20 protein-coding genes are annotated in these 19,212 nt (G+C 36.4%); 18 read left to right on the top strand and 2 right to left on the bottom strand.

The features are described 5' to 3' along the window. Positions 1-353 precede the first annotated feature (353 nt). From ACHABW_RS06720 to ACHABW_RS06640, 17 genes are all read left to right on the top strand, one after another. Entirely contained in the window at positions 354-1,094 is a 741-nt protein-coding gene (locus ACHABW_RS06720) for an MBL fold metallo-hydrolase (protein WP_435754610.1), read from the top strand. A 155-nt stretch (positions 1,095-1,249) separates the two neighbouring features. Further along, the gene (locus ACHABW_RS06715; RefSeq protein WP_435754609.1) at positions 1,250-1,756 is read left to right on the top strand and encodes a DUF2243 domain-containing protein; all 507 of its coding nucleotides are present in this window, start codon (positions 1,250-1,252) and stop codon (positions 1,754-1,756) included. After that, the gene (locus ACHABW_RS06710) at positions 1,756-2,559 is read left to right on the top strand and encodes a cytochrome c oxidase assembly protein (RefSeq protein WP_435754608.1); all 804 of its coding nucleotides are present in this window, start codon (positions 1,756-1,758) and stop codon (positions 2,557-2,559) included. The genes ACHABW_RS06715 and ACHABW_RS06710 overlap by 1 nt, the downstream gene beginning before the upstream one ends. A gap of 102 nt (positions 2,560-2,661) precedes the next feature. After that, positions 2,662-3,009, top strand: coding sequence for an ArsR/SmtB family transcription factor (locus tag ACHABW_RS06705; RefSeq protein WP_110935033.1), 348 nt, complete (start codon positions 2,662-2,664; stop codon positions 3,007-3,009). 61 nt (positions 3,010-3,070) lie between these two features. After that, on the top strand, positions 3,071-3,490 hold the full coding sequence (arsC, locus tag ACHABW_RS06700) for an arsenate reductase (thioredoxin) (protein WP_435754607.1): 420 nt from the start codon (positions 3,071-3,073) through the stop codon (positions 3,488-3,490). An 80-nt stretch (positions 3,491-3,570) separates the two neighbouring features. Further along, positions 3,571-3,945 (top strand): arsenite efflux transporter metallochaperone ArsD, encoded by a 375-nt coding sequence (arsD, locus tag ACHABW_RS06695; RefSeq protein ID WP_435754606.1) that lies wholly within the window; start codon positions 3,571-3,573, stop codon positions 3,943-3,945. Further along, the gene (gene arsA, locus ACHABW_RS06690) at positions 3,945-5,714 is read left to right on the top strand and encodes an arsenical pump-driving ATPase (RefSeq protein WP_435754605.1); all 1,770 of its coding nucleotides are present in this window, start codon (positions 3,945-3,947) and stop codon (positions 5,712-5,714) included. Before arsD ends, arsA begins: the two co-directional genes overlap by 1 nt. Before the next feature lie 373 nt (positions 5,715-6,087). After that, positions 6,088-7,104 carry a PstS family phosphate ABC transporter substrate-binding protein gene (locus tag ACHABW_RS06685; protein ID WP_435754604.1) on the top strand — a complete coding sequence of 339 codons (1,017 nt, stop codon included), beginning with the start codon at positions 6,088-6,090 and terminating at the stop codon, positions 7,102-7,104. A 94-nt stretch (positions 7,105-7,198) separates the two neighbouring features. Next, positions 7,199-8,131: a phosphate ABC transporter permease subunit PstC gene (gene pstC / locus ACHABW_RS06680; protein ID WP_435754603.1), complete on the top strand. Its 933-nt coding sequence runs from the start codon at positions 7,199-7,201 to the stop codon at positions 8,129-8,131. A gap of 2 nt (positions 8,132-8,133) precedes the next feature. Further along, positions 8,134-9,018 (top strand): phosphate ABC transporter permease PstA, encoded by an 885-nt coding sequence (gene pstA, locus ACHABW_RS06675; RefSeq protein WP_435754602.1) that lies wholly within the window; start codon positions 8,134-8,136, stop codon positions 9,016-9,018. 17 nt (positions 9,019-9,035) lie between these two features. After that, positions 9,036-9,875 (top strand): phosphate ABC transporter ATP-binding protein PstB, encoded by an 840-nt coding sequence (gene pstB / locus ACHABW_RS06670; protein WP_435754601.1) that lies wholly within the window; start codon positions 9,036-9,038, stop codon positions 9,873-9,875. Positions 9,876-9,885: 10 nt separating this feature from the next. Then, positions 9,886-10,545 (top strand): phosphate signaling complex protein PhoU, encoded by a 660-nt coding sequence (phoU, locus tag ACHABW_RS06665; RefSeq protein WP_435754600.1) that lies wholly within the window; start codon positions 9,886-9,888, stop codon positions 10,543-10,545. A 35-nt stretch (positions 10,546-10,580) separates the two neighbouring features. After that, positions 10,581-11,405, top strand: coding sequence for a response regulator transcription factor (locus ACHABW_RS06660; protein WP_435754599.1), 825 nt, complete (start codon positions 10,581-10,583; stop codon positions 11,403-11,405). A gap of 69 nt (positions 11,406-11,474) precedes the next feature. Next, a complete protein-coding gene (locus ACHABW_RS06655; RefSeq protein ID WP_435754598.1) occupies positions 11,475-11,837 on the top strand; it encodes a DUF1516 family protein in 363 nt (120 codons plus the stop codon). Between the two features lie 389 nt (positions 11,838-12,226). Continuing rightward, positions 12,227-13,030 (top strand): inositol monophosphatase family protein, encoded by an 804-nt coding sequence (locus tag ACHABW_RS06650; RefSeq protein WP_435754597.1) that lies wholly within the window; start codon positions 12,227-12,229, stop codon positions 13,028-13,030. A gap of 59 nt (positions 13,031-13,089) precedes the next feature. Further along, positions 13,090-13,902 carry an HAD family hydrolase gene (locus tag ACHABW_RS06645; protein WP_435754596.1) on the top strand — a complete coding sequence of 271 codons (813 nt, stop codon included), beginning with the start codon at positions 13,090-13,092 and terminating at the stop codon, positions 13,900-13,902. A gap of 120 nt (positions 13,903-14,022) precedes the next feature. Beyond that, on the top strand, positions 14,023-15,501 hold the full coding sequence (locus ACHABW_RS06640; RefSeq protein WP_435754595.1) for a methyl-accepting chemotaxis protein: 1,479 nt from the start codon (positions 14,023-14,025) through the stop codon (positions 15,499-15,501). 47 nt (positions 15,502-15,548) lie between these two features. Here the strand turns inward: ACHABW_RS06640 and ald are convergent, their stop codons facing one another. Both ald and ACHABW_RS06630 read right to left on the bottom strand, forming a co-directional pair. Then, positions 15,549-16,670, bottom strand: coding sequence for an alanine dehydrogenase (ald, locus tag ACHABW_RS06635; RefSeq protein ID WP_435754594.1), 1,122 nt, complete (start codon positions 16,668-16,670; stop codon positions 15,549-15,551). A 127-nt stretch (positions 16,671-16,797) separates the two neighbouring features. Next, positions 16,798-17,013 carry a KTSC domain-containing protein gene (locus ACHABW_RS06630; protein ID WP_435754593.1) on the bottom strand — a complete coding sequence of 72 codons (216 nt, stop codon included), beginning with the start codon at positions 17,011-17,013 and terminating at the stop codon, positions 16,798-16,800. A 274-nt stretch (positions 17,014-17,287) separates the two neighbouring features. Here ACHABW_RS06630 and ACHABW_RS06625 point away from each other — a divergent pair, with 274 nt between their 5' ends. Further along, positions 17,288-19,102: an EAL domain-containing protein gene (locus tag ACHABW_RS06625; protein ID WP_435754592.1), complete on the top strand. Its 1,815-nt coding sequence runs from the start codon at positions 17,288-17,290 to the stop codon at positions 19,100-19,102. The last annotated feature ends 110 nt before the right edge of the window (positions 19,103-19,212 follow it).

Genomic DNA, 19,212 nt, shown 5'->3' with positions numbered 1-19,212 from the left:
TTATTAATAATCATTAGGGTCTTTTTTTAAAGATAAGAATTTATAAAATTAGCAGCTACCTTCACGCCGCACGTATCAAAGGAAAACCACCCTCCTTTCGAGTAGCACCTACACGCACTACGTAGGTGCTACTCGGGGCGCCGGAAGCTGACGCTGTATTTAACAAAAGACGGCTATGCCGTTTTTCTTAAAAGAAAAACTATAAAATGATCGTTTTTTTAGAGATTGTTGTTTTCGTTGAACAGAGAGGTTCGAATCTGCTCTAGGTGGCTGTTACGCCAGCAACGCTTGAGTCAGCAACTTTGGTTTATACTCGAATAAACATTTCGATATTATTAAAAGGAGATGTATGCATGAAACTTACTGTCATTGGTTTTTGGGGAGCTTATCCTGAAAAAAATGAAGCAACGAGTTGTTTTTTACTAGAAGAAGCAGGTAAGTCAATTCTGCTTGATTGCGGAAGTGGCGCCGTTGCGCAACTCCAAAACTATCTGGACTTACATACACTGGATGCGGTCATTCTTAGTCATTATCATCATGATCACGTCGCAGATTTAGGTGTGCTCACTTACAGCCGCGTTGTTGACATAAACTTGAATAAAACAGAGAAACCACTGAAAATCTATGCTCATAAAGAAGATTTAACAGGCTTCGAAAAATTAGGGAAACCTCCATTCACAGAGGTAACCAGTTATCAACTTGATAGTATAGTAAAATTCGGTCCGTTCACCATTACGTTTCAAAAAACAGATCATCCAGCCCCTTGCTATGCGATGAGAATTGAAAGTTCAGAAACAAATCATACTATTGTTTATACAGCAGACACTACTTTTCAAGAATCATTGATACCCTTTGCAAGAAATGCTTCCTTGCTCATTGCTGAAACAAGTTTTTATGCAGACCAATCCGCTGAAAAGTTCGGGCATATGAACAGCAGAGAAGTAGCAATGCTTGCGAAGGAAAGTGAAACCAAAGAGGTCGTCCTCTCTCATCTTCCTCACTTCGGAGATCATCAGCAGTTAGTTAATGAAGTCGCGAAAACTTATAGTGGTGAGATTTCATTAGCGGAAACCGGAAAGACATGGCTTTTGTAGATGAACTCAAACTTTCCTAAAGTATATAGGAATGTTTTTTTGCGTTTTATGGCCCACTTTTATCCAGATTTACCCATTAAGATGTTTATAAAATGCTTATCTAAGAGAAAATAAGACAAGGGAAGAAAGATTAATACGTGTAAAGGTTGGATGATATGAAAACACATAGTGTAAACTCAACAATGAATACTACCGATGCAAACACTACAACTTATTCAACTAGAAACTTATGGGCAGGCATTTTGTTTGGACTTGGATTAATAGCTTTTTTTGATGAAGTAGTTTTTCATCAATTACTTCATTGGCACCATTTCTATGATAGATCTACTTCGGAGATTGGATTAGTGTCAGATGGATTGTTTCATGCGTTTAGTTGGTTTGCAACGATTGCGTCTTTGTTTATTTTTGCTGATCTCAGAAGAAGAAATGCTATGCGCCTCAAGAGGTGGTGGGGTGGTGTTTTATTCGGGGCTGGCTTATTTCAATTGTATGACGGTATAGTCCAACATAAACTGATGCAAATCCATCAGATTCGATATAATGTTCCTCTGTTTCCTTACGATGTTACCTGGAATATTACTGCTTTCATAATGATTGTAATCGGGTTAATTTTAATTTATAAAACGCAAACGATCAAGACTACGCGGGGAGAAGTTACATAATGGTCAATAATCACCTTCATTATAGAGAGTGGACTGCTTTTCAACCCGTTATAGTAATAGGATATCTACTTATTATTAGTATATATATTTTTGCCGCTGTGAAATCTAACCAACGACTTAGACAATGGCCGTTACATCGCTCAGTCTTTTGGATTTTAGGAGTTAGTTGTGTATTTTTCGTTGTTGGACCATTGGCTCCCCGTGCTCATATAGATTTCACATTACACATGATTGGTCATTTGCTTTTGGGAATGTTGGCACCTCTATTTATTGTCCTGTCGGCACCTATGACATTACTACTTCGAACATTATCTGTTCAAAAAGCTAGGTTTCTGTCAAAATTGCTACAGACAAGGCTATCCCGGTTTTTAGTTGACCCTGCTGTATCGGCACTTCTCAATTTTGGTGGGCTTTGGATTCTTTACACTACGAGTTTGTACTTAGCAATGCAACAAAACATGTTGATACATGTCGTCATCCATTTCCATGTGTTTGTGGCTGGTTTTCTGTTTACGACTTCCATGATCTCTATTGATTCATTCGTATATAAGACAAGTTTTTTATATCGAGCCATTGTCTTAGTGATTGCTCTTGGCAGTCACAGTATATTGTCTAAATATATTTATGCCTATCCATTAACTGGAGTATCGGTCTACGAGTCTGAAATTGGAGGAAAGCTTATGTTTTACGGAGGAGATGTTGTTGATATAATTCTGATCTACCTGTTTTGTCTGCAATGGTATAATGCTACATCACCTAAATTACCAATTGCCTCTGTTAACAAAGTGGTTACTGAATACTAATATTGCTAGTCTACATGTGTTTAATTGAAATGGATTTTATATATACAGTTTGACTTATATAAGTATTTTATTATACAATGATAAAGAAGGGGGAGGGTATGCATGGTGACGTCTACCAAACAAACCTCAAGAGAAGTTGTTGAATGCCTTAAGGTAATTAGTGATCCGACGAGGTTATTAATAATGAAATTAGTTGAGCAAAAAGAATACTGTGTCTGTCAATTTGTTGATATGTTTGCAATCAGTCAACCAGCAATTAGTCAACACTTACGTAAACTCAAACAAGCGGGGCTTGTGAAAGAAGATCGACGGGGGCAGTGGCGGTATTATTCCATAGATGAATCATCGGTTCATTCACATCTTGTAAAAGGTATATTGAACCACATTGATAAGGAAGACGAACAGTTTAACTTATTGTTGTCAAAAGAAACGCCAGTTAATTGTAAATAATAATTTATCGTATCGTAAGCTATTGTTAGCACTTATACTTAATAAAGAGGAGACATTTTGCATGACTAAGAAATCAATTTATTTTTTATGTACAGGTAATTCATGCCGTAGTCAAATGGCAGAAGGATGGGCGAAACAGCATTTAGGCGAGGACTGGAATGTATACAGCGCTGGCATAGAGGCACATGGTCTGAATCCAAACGCAGTGAAAGCAATGAATGAAGTCAGTATTGATATTTCGAGCCAAACATCAGACATCATTGATTCAGAGCTTTTAAACAATGCAGATTTTGTTGTGACACTTTGTGGGGATGCAGCCGACAAATGTCCAATGACACCCCCTCACGTAAAACGTGCTCACTGGGGTTTTGATGATCCTGCAAAAGCAGAAGGATCGGATGAAGAAAAATGGGCATTTTTCCAACGCGTTCGTGATGAAATTGGCGTTAGAATTAAAACATATGCTGAAACAGGCGAATAACTACATCAATGGCCGGGAAATTCCTTTCACGGCTTTTTATCAAGTCTTTAAATAATTTCTTATGAAGGAGAGAGCTTGTGATGAAAAAAATAGAGATATATGATCCTGCAATGTGTTGTGATACCGGAGTTTGTGGTCCAACCGTAGATCCGGAATTAACTAAACTTGCGACGGCGATCTATTCCCTAAACAAAAAAGGCTATCCAGTCACACGTTATAATCTTGCTAATGATCCAGCAGCTTTTGCAGAAAATGAGGTAGTAAACGGTGTGCTTCACGATAAAGGACCAGATGCATTACCAATTGTTCTGGTGGATGGTGAAGTGTATAAAATAGGAGAATATCCTTCTAATGACGAGTTTTCGGTATGGTTTAACATAGACGAAAATGAGTTATCAATTAAAAAGCCTAAAGTTCGACTAGATATCAATGTGACAACGCAGGAGGGAAACTAATGTTTGAACCGTTTAAGCCATCCTTTCTTAGTGATACCCCTTTTTTATTTTTTACAGGAAAAGGAGGCGTCGGTAAAACGACAACAGCTTCAGCAACAGCAGTTGCGATGGCAGATGCTGGTAAAAAAGTTCTCATAGTCAGTACGGATCCAGCATCTAATTTGCAGGATGTGTTTGGTATGGATCTAACAAATGATCCTCAGCCTGTAAACGGTGTAGATCGTCTTTATGCTTGTAATCTTGATCCTGAGGAATCGGCTCGTCAATATCGGGATAATTTAGTCGGTCCATACCGAGGCAAATTGCCCGATGCCGTCGTCGATCAAATGGAAGAGCAGATGTCCGGTGCTTGTACGGTTGAAATCGCTGCTTTTGATGAATTTACAAACTTACTTGCGGATGGGAAAATGATGGAGCAGTTTGACCATATACTATTTGATACTGCACCGACAGGCCATACTTTACGTTTGCTCAAATTGCCAACGGCCTGGAGTGGTTTTCTGGAAGATTCCACTCATGGTGCTTCTTGTCTCGGTCCTCTCGCGGGGGTGGCTGAAAAGAAAGATCTATATGAAAAGACAGTTCGGGCACTCTCTAATCCCAAACAGACCACACTCATTCTTGTCACCCGACCTGACGTCACTTCTTTTCGGGAAGCGGAACGGACATCACGCGAACTTAGAGAGATTGGAATTGATAACCAGAAACTAATTCTGAATGGACACTATCAGGCAAAACTTCAAGGAGACAGTATTTCCGAAGCCTTTTCTCGAAAACATGAGCAAGCGATTGATACGATGTCGGTATACTTAAGTGGGATGAACATTTCTAGTATACCTTTCATGGCACAGTCGCTAACAGGTATTGAAAGCTTGAGAAGTCTTTTTCATGATCGTGAAAACGTAGATTCTGAAATAGAGAAAACGATTCTTCAGGAGCAGTCACTCGAGTCTGTGAAACAGTTGGTTGACGAATATTCCGAGAACGGCACACGGGTTGTCATGACAATGGGGAAGGGTGGAGTAGGTAAAACGACGCTAGCATCTTTGATTGCAGTTGGGTTAGTTGAAAAAGGGCATAAGGTTCATTTAACGACAACAGACCCGGCAGCCCATTTAACAGATCGTTTTAAAGGAACAGGGCCCGAGTTATTAACTGTTTCACGAATTGATCCTGTTCAGGAAGTAGAAGATTATAAAGCCGAAGTAATGAAGACTGCCGGAGAATTGGATGATGAAGCTAAGGCGTACTTAGAAGAAGATTTACGTTCTCCATGTACGGAAGAAATTGCTGTTTTCCGTGCCTTTGCTGATGTAGTAGCAGGAGCCGACAATGAGATTGTTGTTATTGATACAGCTCCAACAGGACATACTTTATTGTTGTTGGATGCCACACAGTCCTATCATAAGGAACTCGAACGATCAACAGGTGAAGTGCCGGAAAATGTAAAGAATTTACTTCCGCGACTTCGAAATGCAAAAGAAACAGATGTAGTACTCGTAACACTGCCAGAAGCAACACCCGTATTAGAAGCGTCTAGGCTGCAAGCAGATTTAAAGCGTGCAGATATTTATCCCAAAGCTTGGGTAATTAACCAAAGTCTTTATGGGACAGCTGTAACAGAACCGGTTTTAAAGGGAAAGGCAGAAGCAGAAAAAGTATGGATAAAAAAAGTTAGTGAAGAACTTTCCGTAAGAACCATTTTAATTCCTTGGCAAGAGGAAGATAGTATTGGTTATGAAAAAATGAAAGAATTAGTCACGAAGTAAACGTAGAGAGTTTTTTATGCGAAGATTCAAAACACCTGGAGAGCTTTTTTCTTCAGGTGTTTTTTTTAGAATTTAAATTGTATATTGATCGTTTAATCATAAAATTATAGAGGCTGGGTGAGAAAATAATAGATTTAAACAAGGTTTATATATAGAAATTTTAATTAATACATTAATGTAATTTCTTAAAAAAGTATATAAACAGAGAGTTTTCTGCAGATTTATGTGCAAATCGACAAGAAAATTTACAAATAATTCACAAATCATTTACATTACATTCATTCTACCTTAATATTCAACTATTATACTTCAATTGTGGCCAAGAGAGAGGCCCAAAACACATAGTTTTATAAATTCGAGGAGGAATGTAACAGTGAAAAGAGTTAAATTATCACTTATGCTAGCAGGACTTATCACATTCGCCGTAGCTTGTGGCGAGGAAGATGAGGCTTCTGGTACATCTAACAACGGAAATAATGCAAATAACGGAAATGAAACTACTGAAGAAACAAACGAAGAAACTTCTGAAGAAATCTCAGGAACTGTATCGGTTGATGGATCGGGAACTGTATATCCACTCATGGCTCGCTTAGCAGAAGAATATATGACAACAGAACAAGCAGGTGTCAGCGTTGAAGTAGGACGTGCAGGAACAAGTGCAGGAATGGAAAAATTCATTAATGGCGAAACGGATCTTTCTAACGCGTCTAGACCTGTTAAAGAAGAAGAGCTAGCTGGTTTAGAAGAAGCTGGAATTGAATCAAAAGAATTCAAGGTAGCTTTAGATGGATTAACGATTGTCATTCATCCAGATAATGATTGGGCAAATGAAATGACAGAAGAAGAAATTAAAGAAGTTTTCGTTACAGGAAACTTTAAAGATGACGATGTTGTTTTATGGTCTGATGTAAGACCGGAATGGCCAGAAGAAGAAATCAATTTTTACGGACCAAACGAAAATCACGGAACATATGAGTTCTTCGTAGATGAAATCATTGAAGAACAAGATTTAGTAGAAGGAATTAATCTTCAACAAGAATATTCTACGCTTGTAGAGCTAGTTTCTGAAGACGAAAATGCCATTGGATTCTTTGGTTTTGGTTACTATACAAATAATGATGACAAACTAGGAGCCGTTCATGTGGACTTCGGAGACGGACCAGTTGAACCTACTCTTGAAACTATTGGAGAAGAAAGTGCATATGCACCATTTACTCGTCCTGTATTTACGAACTTAAGTGTGAATGCTGCACAAGAAAAACCAGAAGTAAAAGACTTTATTAAATATGTATTAACTGCTGCAGATGATTTCTCTGGTGAAACAGGATTTGCTCCACTTCCAGAAGAAGAGCTTAATAGTTATTTAGAAGAAGTCGAAGCTATCGAATAATAGAGATTCATTGTTTAACGAAGGTGAGGAGAATTCCATTTTTCTCACCTTCCTTAAAAGTGTTTATAGAATGGCTGGAAGGGGTCAAGTTCAGATGTCAGAGAGATTAAATGTAAAAGAAGCTATTGAAGCTAAAAGAAAAAATAATAAATCTGTTTTTGTTGAAAAAATGGTTCCCGTAATCTTATTCTTGGCTGCCTTTATTTCGATTATTACCACGATTGGAATCGTTGGCACATTAACTTATGAAACGATTCTGTTTTTTAGGGAAGTTTCCTTTACCGAATTTTTTACCACTACGGATTTGAGTCCTTTGAACCCTACTGACCCTAAATTCAGTATTTTACCATTGTTAATGGGTACCGTGATGTCTTCGTTAATTGCTATGTTCGTTGCAATTCCGATTGGGCTTACAACTGCCGTTTACTTAAGTGAATATGCAAGCAGTAATTCTAGAAAAGTCTTAAAACCAATGATTGAAGTTTTAGCAGGAATACCAACAATTGTTTATGGATTTTTTGCATTTACTTTTGTTACTCCGGTTCTACAAGAGGTTATTCCTATTTTGGATAGAACGAATGTGCTTAGCCCTGGAATTGTCATGGGTATCATGATTATTCCAATGGTAGCTTCTCTATCAGAAGATGCAATGAACTCTGTGCCTAATTCGATGAGAGAAGGTGCATTGGCTTTAGGTGCAACTCCTTTGGAAGTGGCATTTCGTGTTGTTATCCCTGCTGCAATTTCAGGAATTATCGCTTCCTTTGTTTTAGGAATATCCCGTGCGATTGGGGAAACGATGATTGTTACTATTGCAAGTGGTAGTACAAAGAATTTTACATTTGATGTTACACAGTCGATGCAGACAATGACGGCCTATATTGTGGAAGTAACAAGTGGTGATGCTGGTGCTGGAACTACGGCTTACTTTAGTTTATATGCTGTTGGTATGACATTATTTGTATTTACGTTATTGATGAACATGTTTGCTACCTATTTGACTCGTAGGTTTAGGGAGGTATATTAATTATGGAATACATTGATCGTGGACATGTGCGAAAAAAGATGCAGACGCGTTTACTATTAAATAAAGTATTTAAATATTTATTCTTAGCTGCAACACTTTTTGGTTTAGTTTTTCTAGCAATATTAATAACAAGAGTATTTATTGATAGTATTGGTTGGCTTGATGTTAGTTTCTTGACGAACAGATTGTCCTTCAATCCGGAAATAGCAGGCATAAAGGGAGCAGCAGCTGGTACATTATGGCTTATGCTGATTGTCGGACCAGTAACGATGACACTCGGTGTGGGGACAGCAATTTATTTAGAAGAGTATGCTAAAAAGGGTCGACTTCATTCATTCATACAAACGAATATTTCAAATTTAGCGGGTGTCCCTTCCATCGTTTTTGGATTACTAGGTTTAACTGTATTTGTCAGAGTATTAGGTTTCGGTTCCAGTATTATAGCTGGTGGATTAACGATGTCATTACTAGTACTCCCAATTGTAGTGGTGGCAACTCAAGAGGCAATACGCTCAGTGCCCGGATTTTTAAGAGAAGCTTCCTATGGTATGGGAGCCACAAAGTGGCAGACTATAAAAAAAGTTGTGTTACCCGCTGCTATACCAGGTATTTTAACGGGGATGATACTGGCACTGTCAAGAGCAATTGGAGAAACAGCTCCATTAGTTGCACTAGGGATTCCAGCATTAATTATCCCAGTACCTGATAGTATTTTTGATAATTTTACAGCATTACCTATGCAAGTTTACTATTGGACAATAGATTCTGTCCTAACGGAAGAATATTTAAATTTAGCTGCAGCAACGATTGTTGTTTTACTGGCAGTATTATTTTTAATGAATTCGGTTGCTATTATTATCCGAAATAAATTTCAAAAAAGATATTAATATAGGAGGCGAACATTATGTCATCATTAACTTCTTTCGATCAAGAAGAAAACAAAGAAAAAAATGAAAATGAAAGTTCAACGATTACAAAGGAAAGACAAAAGGCTCCTGTCTTTCAAACTAAAGCATTAAATCTTTGGTATGGTCAAACACATGCCTTGAAAGATATTAATCTACCGATCCTGGAAAATGAAGTGACTGCGATTATCGGACCATCAGGTTGTGGGAAATCTACCTATATTAAAACGCTGAATAGAATGGTGGAAATGGTGGAAAGTGTTAAAATATCTGGTGAAATTTTATACAGAGATAAAAATATATTTGATAAAAACTACCATGTGGAAGAACTTCGTACCCGCGTTGGAATGGTATTTCAAAAACCAAATCCATTTCCGAAAACAATATTTGAAAATGTTGCATACGGTCCAAAGGTTCACGGTATTCGAGATAAAAAACTCTTGAAACAAATTGTTGAAAAAAGTTTGAAAGGTGCAGCTATATGGGAGGAAGTAAAAGATAGGTTACATGAAAATGCTTACGGCCTTTCCGGCGGGCAACAGCAACGCTTATGTATTGCTCGTTGTCTGGCAATTGAACCAGATGTGATTTTAATGGATGAACCCACCTCAGCATTAGATCCTAAGTCAACATTAAAAGTAGAAGAGTTAGTACAGGAATTAAAAAAGAATTACTCTATCGTTATAGTTACTCATAACATGCAGCAAGCAGCAAGAATTTCGGATAAAACGGCATTTTTCTTGAATGGTGAAGTAGTAGAAAATGATAAGACAGATTTCATTTTTTCAACCCCTAAAGATAATCGTACGGAGGACTATATTTCTGGTCGCTTCGGATAGGAGAGATGATATGACAGTTAGAGAGAACTTTAATTTAGAAATGATAGAGTTAAAAGAGGAAATTAAGCTATTGGGTTCGTTGGTAGAAAAAGCTTTCTTAGAAACAATGGATGCTTTTCATAACAAGGATCACGCTAAGTTTGAGCAAATTATAGAAAATGATAAATATATTAATGCAATTGAATTAGATATCAATGAAAAAGCAACACTATTAATTGCTAAGCAACAGCCAGTTGCCAGTGATCTAAGAAAAATTATTGTTGCTTTGAAAGTATCAAGTGATTTAGAGAGAATGGGTGATTTAGCAGTTGATATGGCAAAAGCTGCTGAAAGAATGCATGGTTCTGAGAAGTTTGATGAATATGAAATCTCCCTACTAGAAATGGCTAACAAAGCACGGGACATGATGAAAAAAGTTTTGTTAGCATATAAAGAAAGCAGAGTAATGGATGCGCAGCATGTTGCTTCTATGGATGATGTTGTAGATGCTGCTTATGGAGAGTTTATAAGAAAAATCATTCATGTGACCATCACAGATAAAAGCGACATTGAAAATATCACTCAGATGACATTTATCGCAAGGTATATTGAACGTATCGCTGATTATTGTACCAATATATCTGAATGGATCATTTATGAAGTAAACGGACAAAGATTTGATTTAAATTAACGATTGAATACGAAGCCAGGAAGGTAGCTGATTTCATGAATGAATCTAATAGAAATCAATCTGTCTTAGTTGTTGACCATCATTTAAGTACTCGTTTGAAGATTGAGGATGTATTTAGGTCCAATGGGTTTAAAACATGGGGCTCAAGTTCAGGGGAAGATGCTTTAAAAAAAGCATTAACACTTTCTCCAAGTACGATTGTCATAGAATTGAGCCTTCCCGATATGGGAGGTCTCGATTTATGCAGAGAGATGCGGCAAATCCATAATAATTGGACGCCGATTATCTTTATTTCGGAAAACACAGACGAAATTGATACCGTATTAGGTTTGGAATTGGGCGCCGATGATCATATGACTAAGCCTCTGCGTATGAAAGAATTAGTTGCCAGGGTGAAATCTATTCATCGCAGGGGATTTTTATGTTGTAATACGCCTAACTCGATGAAAGAAAAAAAAGATTTACTTCAAATAGACACGTTTATAACAAACGGCTATTTAGCTATTGATCCTTCTCAATTCATGGTTTATAGATCGGGAGAGGCACTTGAATTTACTAGAAAAGAGTTTGAATTAATTTATTATTTATTAAAGAACAAAGGAAAAGCTTTTTCACGACACCATTTACTCGGCATGTTATCCACAGATAGCTCACAAACTGATGAACGTATTATTGACGTGTTTATTAGTCGAATCCGCCAGAAGATCGAACCATATTACCGAAACCCCACTTATATCAAAACCATAAGAAATGTTGGCTACATGATGAAGCCTATTTCTGTTGCAGCAGATTATCAACCTCTGAAAGGGGGTGATGATGACAGAAGTTTAGTAAATAATTACATAAATATTAGAGAGTGATGTTTCTTTTTTTCCCCTTAATCGTTTATACTATTCAATTGTATAGGTCGGATAAAGGGGGCAATCGCATTGGAACATTATCAGGTGTTTTTACATTCCCATTCGTTATTTTGGTTCATTAGTATCGTACTTTTTATATTAACGGTCATTCTTTTATTTTTTGGGAAGTTTAGTATGGCTAAAGTAATCCAAATGATACTACGTGTACTCTATATTCTCGTCTTAACGACTGGAGTATTCTTAATTATAATGAATATTTGGTGGGGATCGATATTAAAAGGACTTTTGTCTTTTTGGTTGATTTATGTCATGGAATTGATTTCGAACCGTATGGCAAAAAAACAATTAACATCAAAGAAAAAAGTATTTTTTTGGCTCCAATTTTTCATAGCGATTACTGTTGTGTTGTATATTGGTTTTAACATCAGCTGATTGTGTAAAGTTTTAGTTCACGTTTTAAGTTTTCTTTCCCATTTCTGTTATTGTTCTGGCGTTAAATTGCTTTATTATGCTTTTAAACTCTAAACTGTCAGGACCGTTTAATTAGAAAATTCCTTAATAAAAGTTTATAAAGTGGGGTTTTATAAGAGATAGGTGTCAGATGTCTTATAGCGTAGTTGGGAAGATGTCGGTATGATTTTAATTGTCGTAGTTGTATTTGTAAGTCCTATTGATTTAATCAGCGGTAAAATTCGTAAAAGGCTAGTGTAATGAATTCGACAGAATATGTGAAAGATAAACGAAATAAGCAGTAGAAAGATGAGGCTCCGACAATGTATGGGTCCTCATCTCTATTTTTTTACATAGAAGGGACACAAGTAATGAACAGACAAGAAATTTATCGTTATACAAAGGAATGGGTATATGAGGCAGGTGTTATTTTAAGGGAATCAGTCACGATGGATCTAGAAGTGGAATACAAGACATCAGCAGCTGACCTTGTTACTGAGAAAGATAAAGAGATTGAAATGTTTTTTGTTAAGAAGATTAATGCAACATTTCCGAACCATTATATTTTAGGGGAAGAAGGTACTGCTTCTGATCAGAAAGATTATAATCCGCAACATGAAGTTGTCTGGTTAGTGGATCCGATTGATGGAACAACAAACTTCGTCCATCAAAAACGAAATTTCTGTATTTCTGTCGGTATTTATGACAATGGTAAGCCAGTTGTGGGCGTTATTTATGATCCGATATCAGATGAGATGTTTCATGCCCTTGCTGGTGAAGGAGTTTATTTAAACGATCAGCGGATGAAACTACCTTCTAAGGTAACAACTTATGAGCAAGCATTGATCAGTATGAATCATTTATGGTTAGCACCGAATGATTTTCTTTATGAGCAGCCTATCCAACAGATGGCAACGGATATTCGGGGATTTCGTTGTATCGGTTCAGCCGCATTAGAGCTTGCTTATGTATCAGTAGGTCGATTAGATGGGGCTATTTTTGCAGGTCTAGGATCGTGGGATTTTGGAGCAGGATATATACTACTTCAAGAACAAGGTTTGAGTGTAACAACATTAGCTGGTGATGGAATTGATTTTTTTAAGCCCTCTTCTTTACTAACTGCATCTAAAGAATTACACCAGGTGGTTCAATCAAATTATATTCGGTTAAAATGAAAATAAATACGTAATAGAGTTAAGCGTAACATTATCTGATAAGAAAGGATTGAAGTGAAGTGGAGAAATTGTACATATTTGATTTAGATGGAACACTCTACGAAGGTACCGACCATTTTGATTACTATGCAGAACGTTTAGCTACGAGTGTAGCAGAAGAGAAAAGGCTTGAATATTGGAACGACTATAAAAAAATGAAAAATGGCAATCATACTGTACAAATTGGTAAAGGATATGATGTCGCCAATGATGCAGCTTTAACAATTGATCCTATGACATTAGAAGTGGTAGATTCCCACGATTGGGATGGGAATAAATTACCTGCTATTATTTCATTATATAAAAACAAGGAGGTTCAATTTGATTTCGAAAAAATTATTGCGATTGGCGATGGATGGTGGCTTCCTTTTGTTTGCGCGAAACATTATCGTGTAAAGTATTGCTATCCTCATTATTTAGAGACAAAGGATTACATGAGTAGTGAAAAGTTTAATTTAGACAAGATTTCTGGTCTTAAAGAAGGACTATTAAAATTAAAACAGAAAAATAAAGTTGTTTTAATAACGAACAGTGATAAAGATGATGTAGAAAGACTCATGGAAAACTTAGATTTAACAAATATTTTCGATGAGATTATAAGCTCTGCAAAAAAACCGAGTCTTACTTCCGAGCACTTCAAAAAACTACAGCTTAACAATAAGATTTCTTATAAAAATATGATATCGATCGGTGATAATTTTATGAATGAAATAGCGCCAGCTTTGTTATTAGGCATAAAAGCAGTATATATTGCAGAACATAAAGCCCCTATTACACACAGGGACTTAACTCACATACATAAAATAGGTCCATGGATTAAGCAACTTACTTGATTTTTAATTATATTTTCACTTTTCTGAAAAAATATAGTGAAATATTACCATTTTTTTGATAATATGATTATATTAATAGTATTGAATGGTTATTCATTCATAGAGGAGTGGATTATAAGGATGAATTCGAAAATAGAAATTCTTCAGAAAAGAAATGTATTAATGATGAAATTGCTATGGTTTGCTTACATACTGGGTTTAGTGAGTAACTTCATAGCTGGAGTTCCCGTAAATGGGGTTATTACTTACGGAATAGTAGGTCTCGCTGCTGTTAGTATTATTACTGTTTTAACACTCAAAGGAATCGGTATTGCCTATATTCAATATGTGATGGTTGTTAATTTTTCCGTATTAATCTATTTTATGGTTTCGACTTCTCCCAAGCTATCAAATTACATGATGATTTATGTCGCGATTGCTTTTATCACATTGTTTCATAACAGTAGATCTATTGCACTATCAGCCTTATTAGGCCTAGGGTTATCCAACTACTTTTTTATTAGGTTTCAAGAAGAGATGTTTTACGGAGCAGGGTTTGATATATTAATATCCTTGAACGTGATGTTTGTTATTATTACTTCAGCACTTATTGCCCAAGCAAAAATTGGTGAAAATATGCAATCGGAAATGAACGAAAATTTCAAGGTAACAATGGAAGCTAAGGAAAAGTCAGATAGATTGTTACTAGAGGTAGAAAAATCGATAAGTGTCATTACTTCCTTTAGTTCCCACCTCAAAGAGAATATATCCTCTGCGGAAAGAATTGCTTCTGAAATAACTGGTTCTTATGGTGAGATGGCTCAAGGGGTCGAAGCATCGGCCGCAAGTGCCTCTCAAATACAGTTGGTGATAGGTAAAACTACGAAAGATATGCGTGAGATTGCAACTAATTTTTCAAGTATGAATCAACGGTCGCAGGCTACTTCTGACGCAACGTTAGAAGGAAATAAACGTGTAGAAGAGCTGACAGTACAAATGAACAAAATGAGTGAATTGATGAGTATTCAAAACGAAGTTGTAGCAAAATTATTTTCGGAGAGTAAAGAAATATCAACTATTTTAACTGCAATAACAGATATATCTGAACAAACTAATCTTTTAGCATTAAATGCTTCTATTGAGGCTGCAAGAGCAGGTGAACATGGAAAAGGTTTTGCAGTTGTGGCAGATGAAGTTAGAAAACTAGCCGAAAATTCTCAAGAGTCTACGATGCAAATAAAAAATATATTACAGGAAATACACAGCAAGATTGAGCTGGTAAAACAAAAAGGAGAATTAAACAACCAATCAATTGAGAAAAGTCTCCTTGTGACTGAGGCAACAAAAGGACAGTTTTCACAAATCGAAAAGCATGCAAATGACTCCTTGGCTCAGTCCTTACAAGTAAACAAACAAATGGAAGGAATGAATCTTTCAACCGAAAAAATACTCGTCGAAATTCATGAAGTAACAACCCACACAGCCGAGTCAAGTGCAACTGTAGAGGAAATGCTTGCTTCGATGGAGGAACAAAATGACAGAATTCAATCTATTGTTAGCAGCTTTAGTGAATTGGAATCGTTAACGTTGAGTTTAACTAAATTGACGCAACAGGCCTAGTTTTAATCAGGTGTTTCTCTTAAACAGCTAGGACACACCTCTTCCAATTATTCTAGGTTTAATGCTTTTATAATTGGTTCGAACGAGTATCCTAAGGCCTCTGCTACAGCTGCGTAAGTTACATAACCATTGGCGGTGTTAATTCCTTTAGCTAGCGCAGGATTGTATTTAATAGCTTCTCTTAATCCTCTATTAGCGATTTGTAGTGCGTATGGGACAGTTACATTGGTTAATCCAATTGTCGATGTTCTGGGAACTGCTCCTGGCATATTAGCAACGGCATAATGGACTACGCCATGCTTTGTGTATGTGGGATTGTCGTGTGTAGTAGTTTGGTTAACTGTTTCAATAATTCCGCCTTGATCAATAGCAACGTCAATGACTACAGAACCATTCTTCATACTTTTAATCATATTCTCAGTAACAAGTTTTGGGGCTTTTGCTCCAGGTATAAGCACAGCACCAATAACTAAATCAGAGTCCTTCACGGCTTGAGCGATGTTTAATGGATTGCTCATTATTGTATTAATTTCTAATCCAAAAATATCATCTAATTGTCGTAATCGTTCTGGATTTAGGTCGATAATCGTAACTTCTGCACCAAGTCCAATCGCAATTTTTGCTGCATTTGTACCAACTACGCCACCGCCAATGATTGTTACTTTGCCTCTTTTTACACCAGGAATACCTGAGAGTAAGATTCCACTTCCACCGTTCGGCCTTTCTAAAAACTGTGCACCTATTTGAGAAGCCATTCTGCCAGCCACTTCACTCATTGGAGTGAGAAGTGGGAGTGTTCTATTTATCTCAACTGTTTCATATGCTACTGAGGTAACTTTCTTATCTAGAAGAGCCTTACAAAGCGAAGGTACTGCAGCTAAATGTAAATACGTAAATAAGATGAGTCCTTCCTTAAAATATTTATATTCAGATTCCAATGGCTCTTTTACTTTCATGATCATTTCAGCACGTTGCCAAACGTTAAATGCTTCACCGATAATGTCTGCCCCACTATTTACATAATCATCATCATTAAAGCCACTCTCCGTGCCAGCTTCTGATTGTAAAAGAACTTTATGACCAGCTTGTGTTAATGTAAGTACACCTGCAGGGGTTAATGCTACGCGATTTTCATTATTTTTTATTTCTCGAGGTATCCCGATTATCATAGTTTTTCCTTCCTTTATTCGTAGAATAAATTATTAGCATTAAAAATCTAAGCTTGATTTAAACAGCTCTAAAACATTTTTAAGGACAAAGCTACTATATTTATAAGCTTTGTCCTTTAAGACATTTCTATTCATTCACTACGTCATGGGGAAAGGCGGGTTCGATTTCTTCTTTAAAAAATTTTTTAGTTTGATTATTGGAGATCAAACCTAAATATTCAGATTTCCTCACTTCATAATAAATCACATATCGGCCACTTTGGAATCTTACATGTAATTGTTTGTTAGTGTCGTCATATCCAATAGAGTTAAAATAATCATCCTTCAATTCTGTAACTTCCATAATATCCCCTTTCTATAAAAACGTATTGTAAGTATGATACCCAGACAGAATGAATCCCAAACGATACTATCCAAATAACTTGATATTTAGTAAGGTTAAAACTCGAGATTCACATCGTTGCAATAAAAATATATTATCTAATCTTTAAAATCACTTGTATGCATGGGATAATAGTCATAAAATGAATGGAGATAACAACTAGGTACAATCTATCATATGGGTCCTATTTTATGAATTATTAAACATATAAAACAGCATAAAAAAGGGGGGGAATATGGATAAATACTTAAACAACATTCAAAAAAACTTGTTAAGTAACAATGCAAAAGACGATATTACCTCCAGCCTGCATGATATTTGGAAAAATTGCAGTCATGAAGAGAATGATGATAATGATTATTCGTATTTATTACCAGTTGTTCAAGTATTAAAGCAGGCTTTAGAAGAGATCTCGTACGTGGTGGTTACGGATCAGCAAGGAAAAGTATCATACGCAAGTAAACAATATCTATCTACGTTTTATGATTTTAACGAAAAAATTCTGAACCTGGATTATTTAGAGATTATCCGTTCATTCGCGGAAGAAGAATACATAGAGGATTTATCTGATGCTATGGATCGACAAATAATTTTAAAAGTAAAAGGAGAGAGGGCAAGAAAAAATGATTATCCTATCACATTAGAAACATCTGTATTTCCTGTAATTCATCCGAATAAGGGAGTTATCGCATGTCTCATTCTACATCAGGACGTGACACCGCTAGCTGAAGCGGAAGAGACTATTAAGGAACTTGTGTCAATGGATGTTCTAACGGGACTTAAAACTCGTAAACAGTTTGAGAACGATTTGAAAAAAACGGTCTTAGATGCTGCAAAACCGCTATTTAAAGTTGGAGTTTTATTTGTCGATTTAGATAGGTTTAAATATTACAATGACACGTTGGGACACTTTACAGGAGATATGCTCATTAAGGAGATTGCACGGCACATGAAAATGTTCGAGGACGTTCAACAGCAGGTTTATCGATATGGAGGCGACGAGTTTGCCATTATAGTTGATAACTTCAACAAGGATAGTGTTCTGGAGCAACTCTCTGAAAAACTATTAAAGTTATTTGAGTTACCTTTCATTGTTCAAGGAAGTGAACTTTTTATTACTGCAAGTATTGGTTTTTCTATTTTTCCAGAGACAGGGAAAACTGTAGATGATCTCGTTCAGCAAGCAGAGATGGCCATGCATGTTGCAAAAGAGAGAGGGAAAGATGACTACCAAAAATATTTACCAACCTTGAGGACAAAACGTGATGAAAAGCTGAGTATTGAAAAGCGTCTAAGAGTAGCAATTGCCCAAAAGTCGTTTCAGGTGTATTATCAACCCCAAATTGACCTGAGAAAGAAAAGAGTAGTTGGGCTGGAAGCTCTACTTCGTTGGACGGACAAAAAACTTGGTGTTGTGTCTCCCAGTGTTTTCATTCCTATTTCTGAAGAATCAGGTCTAATTTCTTCAATTGGAGATTGGGTTTTAGCAGAAGCGTGTTTACAAGCAAAAAAATGGTCTGAAGAAGGGTTCACAATGAGAATGGGAATTAATATATCTCCGATTCAATTTCAACGCCCCGACTTCGTGAGCAAGGTTAAATCGATTCTAAGAGATACTGGCTTAAACCCACAATTGTTGGATTTGGAAATAACAGAAAACGTTTTGCTCTACAATAGAGAAGAGTGTGCAAAAACTCTAACAAGGCTAAAGGAGTTAGGTATTCAAATATCGATTGACGATTTCGGTACAGGATACAGCTCTTTAAGCTATTTAAGACAGTTCCCAATAGACACATTGAAGATTGATAAATCATTTATATTGGAAGTATTAGATAATTCTAATGATCAAGCGATTGTCACATCGATTATACAATTGGCCCATAATATGAATATGAGGGTAATTGCAGAAGGTGTGGAATCAACAGAAATGTTTCCTTTTTTGAATGACCGGGAATGCGATGAAATGCAAGGATTTTTGTATAGCAAACCGTTGCCCGCCAATGAGGTTACGAAATTTGTAGCTAAAACGGAGCCCAAATTTGTTTTTTAAGAGTGAAAAAGCATAAGTTGACTAATCCCGCAGGAGGGGCACCATGGCTTTTTCAAGTTAAACTTATAAAAGTATCAATAATAGTAAAAAGGATGAAAAACTCTTAAGAG

This window comes from Salipaludibacillus sp. CF4.18 (genome assembly GCF_051262595.1).
Classification (GTDB): Bacteria; Bacillota; Bacilli; order Bacillales; family Salisediminibacteriaceae; genus Salipaludibacillus; species Salipaludibacillus neizhouensis.
Note: the sequence above shows the minus strand (reverse complement) of the source record. Positions and strands in the feature narration are given on the sequence as shown.